This is a genomic window from Pseudomonas sp. NPDC085632, from assembly GCF_044541255.1.
Taxonomy (GTDB): domain Bacteria; phylum Pseudomonadota; class Gammaproteobacteria; order Pseudomonadales; family Pseudomonadaceae; genus Aquipseudomonas.
On sequence record NZ_JBITSX010000088.1, the window covers coordinates 1 to 7,643 of the forward strand.

General features: G+C 58.0%; 9 protein-coding genes. 4 read left to right on the top strand and 5 right to left on the bottom strand.

Going from position 1 to position 7,643, the window contains the following annotated elements:
* From ACIF4X_RS28730 to ACIF4X_RS28740, 3 genes are all read right to left on the bottom strand, one after another.
* Nucleotides 1–483, bottom strand: a 483-nt coding sequence (locus ACIF4X_RS28730; protein WP_397484647.1) for an LUD domain-containing protein, incomplete at its 3' end; no start/stop codon positions are given.
* Nucleotides 480–1,304, bottom strand: a complete 825-nt coding sequence (locus ACIF4X_RS28735) for a (Fe-S)-binding protein (RefSeq protein ID WP_397484648.1) — start codon at nt 1,302–1,304, stop codon at nt 480–482. The genes ACIF4X_RS28735 and ACIF4X_RS28730, both read right to left, overlap by 4 nt.
* Nucleotides 1,305–1,454: 150 nt before the next feature.
* A complete protein-coding gene (locus ACIF4X_RS28740; RefSeq protein ID WP_397484649.1) occupies nt 1,455–3,149 on the bottom strand; it encodes a lactate permease LctP family transporter in 1,695 nt (564 codons plus the stop codon).
* 262 nt (nt 3,150–3,411) lie between these two features.
* Between ACIF4X_RS28740 and ACIF4X_RS28745 the strand changes: the two genes are divergently transcribed.
* On the top strand, nt 3,412–4,179 hold the full coding sequence (locus ACIF4X_RS28745) for an FCD domain-containing protein (RefSeq protein ID WP_007915207.1): 768 nt from the start codon (nt 3,412–3,414) through the stop codon (nt 4,177–4,179).
* 104 nt (nt 4,180–4,283) lie between these two features.
* Here the strand turns inward: ACIF4X_RS28745 and smpB are convergent, their stop codons facing one another.
* Nucleotides 4,284–4,766 carry an SsrA-binding protein SmpB gene (gene smpB / locus ACIF4X_RS28750; protein WP_008088297.1) on the bottom strand — a complete coding sequence of 161 codons (483 nt, stop codon included), beginning with the start codon at nt 4,764–4,766 and terminating at the stop codon, nt 4,284–4,286.
* 118 nt (nt 4,767–4,884) lie between these two features.
* Here smpB and ACIF4X_RS28755 point away from each other — a divergent pair, with 118 nt between their 5' ends.
* Genes ACIF4X_RS28755 through ACIF4X_RS28765 form a run of 3 tightly spaced genes read left to right on the top strand, consistent with a single transcriptional unit; the run spans nt 4,885 to nt 7,037 of the window.
* Complete coding sequence (locus tag ACIF4X_RS28755) at nt 4,885–6,288, top strand: sodium-dependent transporter (protein ID WP_397484650.1); 1,404 nt, start codon at nt 4,885–4,887, stop codon at nt 6,286–6,288.
* A gap of 7 nt (nt 6,289–6,295) precedes the next feature.
* Nucleotides 6,296–6,730 (top strand): type II toxin-antitoxin system RatA family toxin, encoded by a 435-nt coding sequence (locus ACIF4X_RS28760; protein WP_008088301.1) that lies wholly within the window; start codon nt 6,296–6,298, stop codon nt 6,728–6,730.
* Complete coding sequence (locus ACIF4X_RS28765) at nt 6,723–7,037, top strand: RnfH family protein (protein ID WP_242205385.1); 315 nt, start codon at nt 6,723–6,725, stop codon at nt 7,035–7,037. The genes ACIF4X_RS28760 and ACIF4X_RS28765 overlap by 8 nt, the downstream gene beginning before the upstream one ends.
* A 60-nt stretch (nt 7,038–7,097) precedes the next feature.
* Here ACIF4X_RS28765 and ACIF4X_RS28770 read toward each other — a convergent pair whose 3' ends face one another.
* On the bottom strand, nt 7,098–7,625 hold the full coding sequence (locus ACIF4X_RS28770; protein WP_397484651.1) for an outer membrane protein assembly factor BamE: 528 nt from the start codon (nt 7,623–7,625) through the stop codon (nt 7,098–7,100).
* Nucleotides 7,626–7,643 lie beyond the last annotated feature (18 nt).

Sequence of the window (7,643 nt, forward strand, 5' to 3'; positions counted from 1 at the left end):
CAAAATGATGAATGAAGGATTCAATTGCTCGATATGCACGATGTATACCCCCATTTCGGACAACAGACAAGCACTCTCCCGAGCCGCGTGGAACAGCTTCAACTCCATCTCTTCGCTGACCATCGATTTGCCCTTGATCACTTGCCGCGCCTCGTGAGCGCGGATGATCGATAAGACGATGCCATTGGCCTCGTCCACCGTTTCCGCCCAGTGCACTGTCACACCGTTGCGGGTCAGGTTCTGTTCCAGTTGCTCGAGCAGGTCGGGCAACTTGGACAGCGCGCGGGCTTTGATCGAATTGCCCAGTGCGCGCAAATGTTCTCTTTCGTGGGCATCACTGAACGCGGCTGCCCGCTTGACCATCAGTGAGTCCATGGCAGTGCGGAAGTTATTCCGCAGTTGCTGATCACCCAAGGCGTTGTGCGCCCGGGTGCGGAAATCTTCTTCTACGGCGACCGTAGGAATAATCGCGGAAGTGCTCATCGCGCACCCCCGGTTCGTTGCCACAAGAAGCTGGCGAGATGTTGCCCGCGTAGCGCTTCTTTTTGTTTCTCCAATGCGCCGTTGATGTTCATCAAACAGCCACAGTCGGCACTCAAGACTTGGTGCGCGCCGGAATCCTTCAGTGCTTTGGTCTTGTCAGCCACCATCGCGCCGGAAATGTCTGGCATACGGACGCTGAATGTTCCGCCGAAGCCACAGCATTCGCTTTCATGGTCATGATTGACCCGTTCCACGTTGCTCAACTGCGCCAACAGCTCGCGGCCGTGCAGGTGGGTGTTCATTTCGCGACGTGCCGAACACGAAGTGTGCAGCGCGACTTTCACCGGTGCGCCGCTGTCCTTGAGCTGCACCTTGCAGACGAACAGCAGGAACTCGGCCAGTTCATAGGTTCGGGCTGCAAGGGCTTGAACCTGTTTCAACGTCTCCGGCTCGTCTTTGAACAAGTCGGCGTAATGCTCGCGCAGCATGCCGGCGCAGGAACCCGATGGCACCACCACCGGATAATCCCCGGCAAACAGCGCCAGTTGCGAGCGCGCTACCGTCCGCGCCTGCTCGGTGTAACCCGAGGTGTAGGCCGGTTGCCCGCAGCAACTTTGCCCTTGTGGATACTCGACCCGGATCCCTTCGCGCTCCAGCAAGTGGATCGCGTCCATCCCGGCTTCGGGGTAGAACAGGTCGACCACACACGTGCCGAACAGGTAAACCCGCGCCGGTTTCTCGCTGGGGTATTGCCGAGGTTCGGGCAGTGGCGGTGCCACACGGGTCGCGTTCGGCACGGCGTTGTAAAAAAGCTCGCTCATCAGGCGTGTCTCCGGGTGGTCCCGGTTATCCGTCTGTTGCGGCTGCTGAATATAGAGAGCATTGCTTTCAGCAGCCTTACAGACCGGGTGGTGAATTGCTGACGCCGAAATCACGGATCGGCGTCGGTTATTTCTATTTCGCGTGTAGGTTTAGTGGACCAGCATGCCGGTGAACCAGTAAGCCTGAGCCAGGGTGATCAGACCGACAATCGTTGCAAAGAATAGGCTGTGCTTGAGGGTGAAGCGGAACAGATCCGATTCCTTGCCCACCAGACCGGTCGCGGCGCAGGCCACGGCGATCGATTGTGGCGAGATCATCTTGCCGGTCACGCCGCCGCTGGTGTTCGCCGCCACCAGCAAGGTGTCATTGACGCCGATCTGGTGCGCGGTGGTCGCCTGCAGCGAACTGAACAGAGCGTTGGACGAAGTATCAGAACCAGTCAGGAACACGCCGAGCCAGCCGAGGAACGGCGAGAAGAACGGAAACGCTGCGCCCGTACCGGCCAGTACCAGAGCCATGGTTGAAGACATGCCGGAGTAGTTGGTGACGAAAGCGAACGCCAAGACCATGCCGATCGACAGGATTGGCCAGCGCAGTTCGTAGAAGGTCTCTTTCAAAGTGGTCAGACCAGTTTTGAAATTGATCTTCAGTACCAGCATCGAGATCAGTGCGGAGAAGAAAATCGCCGTGCCGGTCGCGGAAATCGGGTCGAGTTTGAACACGGCCGGAATCGCTGTTGGAGCAGCCACGATCGGCGCAGTTTTGATCACCAGTTGATCAAGGTGCGGAATCGCGAAGTTGAACACCCAGCTGTACATCGAACCGCCAGCGGCAAACATTGCCTTGAAAGGCTTCAGCGTCCAGAGGGTCACCAGCACGGTGAGGATCAGGAATGGCGACCACGCCTTGAAAATTTCCCCGAGGCTGTAAGGCGAAGCCACGGTGGTGCGCTTCTGGCCGAAACCGCCGACGCTGGCGGTGATCGCTGCACTCGACGTGGCACCGGCGATTTGCGCGCCGGCGGTGCGTTTTGGCTGCCAGACTTTCAGGAACAGGGTCAGGGAAATCAGGCTGGCCAGGGCCGAAGTGATGTCCGGCAGCTCTGGGCCGATGAAGTTCGAGGTGAAGTACTGAGTGACGGCGAAGCTCAGGCCGGCAACAAATGCGGCTGGCCAGGTCTCGCGCACGCCGCGCAGACCATCCATCATGAACACCAGCCAGAACGGCACGAACAGCGACAGCAGCGGCAACTGGCGACCGGTCATGGCGCCGATCTTGAACGCGTCAATCCCGGTGACTTGGCCGGCAACGATGATCGGAATCCCCAAGGCGCCGAACGCGACCGGCGCGGTGTTGGCGATCAGACACAGGCCGGCGGCATACAGCGGATTGAAGCCCAGTCCTACAAGAAGCGCGGCAGTAATCGCCACGGGCGCGCCGAAACCGGCGGCACCTTCCAGGAATGCGCCGAAGCAGAAACCGATCAGCAGCACTTGCAGGCGCTGGTCGTCAGTAATCGATAACACCGAACTGCGTATGACCTCGAACTGACCACTTTTCACCGTCAGTTTGTAGAGGAACACCGCCGCGACAATGATCCAGGCAATCGGCCACAGACCGTAGGCGAAACCATAACCGGCGGCGGCGAAGGCCATGTCGACCGGCATCTGGAACGCGAAGATCGCCACGGCAATCGACAGCGCGAGGGTGATGCTCCCGGCCACGTGGCCTTTGAGGCGGAACACCGCCAGCGCGAGAAAGAAGAAAACGATGGGGATGACGGCCGCGAGTGCGGACACGCCGAGACTGCCGAGCGGGCTGTAGAGCTGTTGCCAGGTTTGCATATGGGGTGGCCCCTAATTGTTGTTGGTCAGGCACTGTCAGCGTTCTTGGATAATTGGTAAGACCAATTTACAATCGCTGTTGGCTAGGGTAAAAGCCTTGATGTCGGTGTGTCAATTTGTCGCCCTGAAACTTTTGTCGAACAAGCGGTGCAGATCGCATCTGATCCGGTTTCGGCAAGTGGCGTCTGGTAGGTGTCGGCAAGGCGCCGATAGGCCAGAATAGAGAGCCCGGCGAGCGGTCGGGCTCGTGGAGAAATGAGTTATGGGGTTTGATCAGATACGTCAGCGCCGTTTGTCTGACGATATTGTCGAGCGACTCGAGGGGATGATCCTTGAGGGCACGCTGAAGTCCGGTGAACGGCTACCGGCGGAGCGCACGCTGGCCGAACAATTTGGCGTATCACGGCCGTCATTGCGCGAAGCGATTCAAAAACTCGCGGCGAAAGGGCTGCTGGTCAGTCGCCAGGGTGGCGGCAATTATGTGGTGGAGAGTCTGGGCTCGACGTTCAGTGATCCGCTGCTGCAGTTGCTTGAAAGCAATCCTGAAGCACAGCGTGATTTGCTCGAGTTTCGGCACACTCTGGAGGCATCGTGCGCCTATTACGCAGCATTGCGCGCGACGGATGTTGATCGCGAGCGGCTGACCGCGGCGTTCGAAGAGTTGCAGGATTGCTATTCACGCCATGACGAAGTGAGCCGGGCGGAGGAGGGCGCGGCGGATGCGAAGTTTCACTTGGCGATTGCCGAAGCCAGTCATAACGCTGTGTTGCTGCACACCATTCGCGGGCTGTTCGATTTGCTCAAGCGTAACGTTGTGACCAACATCGGCGGCATGTACAAGCAGCGCACGGAAACCCGCGACATGCTGATTACCCAGCATCGGGAATTGTATCTGGCGATTATTGAAGGTCGTGCAGAGCAGGCGCGTGAGGTTTCCAGCCGACACATTTTGTATGTGCAGGAAGTGCTGGAAGAGGTGCGGCAAGAGGTTCAGCGCATGGCTCGGGCGGAGCGGCGCAAGGGGATGTGATTCTTTAAAGCAAAAGATCGCAGCCTGCGGCAACTCCTACACTGGAATATGTATTTCCCTGTAGGAGCTGTCGCAGGCTGCGATCTTTGCTTTCGGGGGGAAGACTAGTCTTCCTTGCCCTTGTTGCGCACAGCACGCTGCAATTCACGACCGGCATCGCGCTCACGCTCGGTATCACGCTTGTCGTATTCCTTCTTGCCCTTGCCCAGAGCAATTTCGCACTTGACCATGTGCTTGCTCCAGTACCAGGACAGGCAGACGCAGGCGTAACCCTTTTGCTGCACCATCGCTGCAAGCTTTTCCAGCTCGCGGCGGTTGAGCAGCAATTTGCGTGTGCGCACCGGGTCAGCGATGACGTGGGTGCTTGCGGTCATCAGAGGCGTGATGTGGCTGCCGAGCAACCACGCTTCGCCATCCTTGAGCAGGACATAGCTGTCGACCAGCTGTAGCTTGCTTGCCCGCAGACTTTTTACTTCCCAGCCGGCCAGGACCAGACCAGCCTCGAACTTATGCTCGATGAAGTAATCGTGTCGCGCCTTTTTGTTCTGCGCGATGGTCCCTGTTGGGTGTTTCTTCTGTTTAGCCATAGGGGCGGCATTATATGGAGATAAACGGCTGTCGGCTACGGTGATGCTGCGTGCTTGAGCAGGTTGAGTGAATCCCGGACAATGCGGCCTCTTTTCTAACGCTTGGGCGTGATAAACGATGTCGACAGACAAGGTTTCTGTCCACGGCAGTTGGGCTAGCCGCTGGGTATTCATACTCGCCGCGACCGGTTCGGCCGTGGGACTGGGTAGTATCTGGAAGTTCCCCTACATGGTCGGGGTGTACGGCGGCGGTGCGTTTGTACTGATGTTTCTGGCGTGCATCGCACTGATCGGCATCCCGGTCATGCTCGCAGAAACCCTGATCGGCCGGCGCGCCCGGCAGAGTCCGGCGAACGCCTTGAAGGTGCTGGCGCTGGAAGCCGGGCACTCGGGCAAGTGGTCGTGGGGCGCCTTTGCCGGGATGATCACGGCATTGTTGATCCTGTCTTTCTATAGTGTGGTTGGCGGTTGGTCGCTGGACTACATCGTCGACATGGGCCGCGGTGACTTCCAGGGTGCGACGGCTGATCAGGTGGGTGCCTATTTTGGCAACGTCATCTCCAATCCTTGGCGTCTGACACTTTGGCACACGATTTTCATGCTGCTGTCGGCCTTCGTCATCGCCAAAGGCGTGGTCGCCGGGCTTGAGCGCAGCTTGCGCATCATGATGCCGCTGCTGTTCGTGATGATCCTGGTATTGCTGGGTTACAGCATGACCACCGGGCATTTCATGGAAGGCGTGCATTTCATGTTCGACTTCCACCCGGAAAAAGTCCTCGACGGCTTGCTGCCGGCGATGGGACACGCATTCTTCTCGCTGAGCGTCGGTGTCGGCTCGATCATGATCTACGGCGCTTACATGCCGAAGAGTTCGTCGTTGTCCGGCACAGTTGTCGGTGTGGCGCTGCTCGATACCTTTGTTTCGCTGATCGCCGGCCTGGCGTTGTTCCCGATTGTGTTTGCCGGAGGCCTGAACCCTAGCGAAGGGCCTGGTCTGATGTTCGTCAGCCTGCCATTTGCCTTTGGTAACGTGGCTTTCGGGCAACTAATGGGCGTGGTGTTCTTTGTTCTTGTGGCGATCGCTGCCTGGAGTTCGGCGATTTCCTTGCTGGAACCGATGGTTGCCTATCTGGTTGAACGCACGAAAGTCAGCCGCGCTTGGGTGACTTTCTGGCTTGCTTTCACTTGCTGGTTCGTCGGTCTGGGCACGGTGTTCTCCTTCAATATCTGGAAGGAGGCCAAATTTTTCGTGAACGAAGGCGGGGTGTTCCACCTCTACCAGTGGGGTGCGCAGAGCGGTCTGGACTTCTTTGGCGTGATCGATTTCTTCACCTCGAGGATCATGTTGCCGCTCGGTGGCCTGTGTTTTGTGCTGTTCGCCGGATGGGTGATGGGGCGTGAAGCGGTACGCGACGAGTTGTCGATCCGCAATCCGGCACTGTTCGCCCTGTCTTTGTTTTTGATGCGCTACGTGGCGCCCATCGGCATTCTTGTAGTGTTTGCCGCTCAGCTCTGGAAGTAACGCTCACATGACGACACATATTCAACGATCAGCGCTACTGCCGTACCCAGCGCAATTTCTCTACGACCTGGTCAACGACGTGGCGCGTTACCCGGAATTTTTGCCGTGGTGCTCGGCCGCTGAAGTACTGGAAAGCTCGCCGGAGCACATGCGTGCCAGTGTAGGCGTGGCCAAGGGCGGTCTCAGTCAGCATTTTGTAACGCGCAATACGCTGGTGCCGGGGCAGTCGATCGAGATGAACCTGGAAGAGGGACCGTTCAATCAGTTGCACGGCGTCTGGGTGTTCAAGGTGTTGAACGAGAAGGCCTGCAAGATCAGCCTGGACCTGTCGTTCGACTATGCCGGGCCACTGGTGCGAGCCACGTTGGGGCCGCTGTTCAATCAGGCGGCCAATACGCTGGTAGATGCGTTTTGCCAGCGCGCCAAGCAGATGCATGGTTGAGCCGGTGATTGAGATAGAAGTCGTGTACGCGGCCGTGGATCGTCAGGTTTTGCGCTCGGTGAGCGTAAATGCGGGCGTCACGGTGCGGGCGGCGGTGCTTGCGTCGGGTATCGCTAGTGAGTTCCCTGAGCTGAATCTGGCGGAGTGTCCGTTGGGTATCTTCGGCAAAGTGGTGGCTGACCCGGATACGCGGGTGATTGAGGCGGGGGAGCGCATCGAGATTTACCGTCCATTGCTGGCCGATCCGAAAGAGGTACGACGCTTGCGGGCCGCCAAGGCTGCCGAGGCCAAAGCGCGAAACGCGTAAAAAGCCAAATCGCAGGCAATAAAAAACCCGGAATTTCCGGGTTTTTTATTGCGTCGCAAATTATTGCGGCGAGGTGTCCAGTGGCTCTGGTGTCGGAACCGGAACGGTTTCTACACCATCGACGTCCTTCTGGATCTGATCCAGCAAGGAACCTGGCTTGACCGGTTTTTCCGGTTTTGGCTTCTCGGCGTTTTCAGCAGGAGCGGACACGGTGGTGCCACTGTCCTTGCCGAGAATGGCTTCGTCACGGCTTACGCCCGGCATAAAGTCACCGGACAGGCTGACAAGCTGGTCGTTTGAGTTGAAAATAACGCTGATGCGTTCCTGTTGGCGTTCACCGCCACCCGGTTGCAGGCTATACAGATAATCCCAGCGATCGGCATGGAACGTGTCGACAAGCAGAGGGTTACCCATGATAAACCGTACTTGCGGCCGGGTCATTCCCGGGCGTAACTGGTCTATCATGTCCTGCGTGACGACATTGCCCTGCTGGATGTCGAATTTGTAAACCCCGGGGAATGAACAACCGGCGAGAGCGAGCAGTCCCACAATGGTGAAACTGGTTAGAAAGAGCTTGGTGTATAGCATCGGAGGGCGACTTCCACT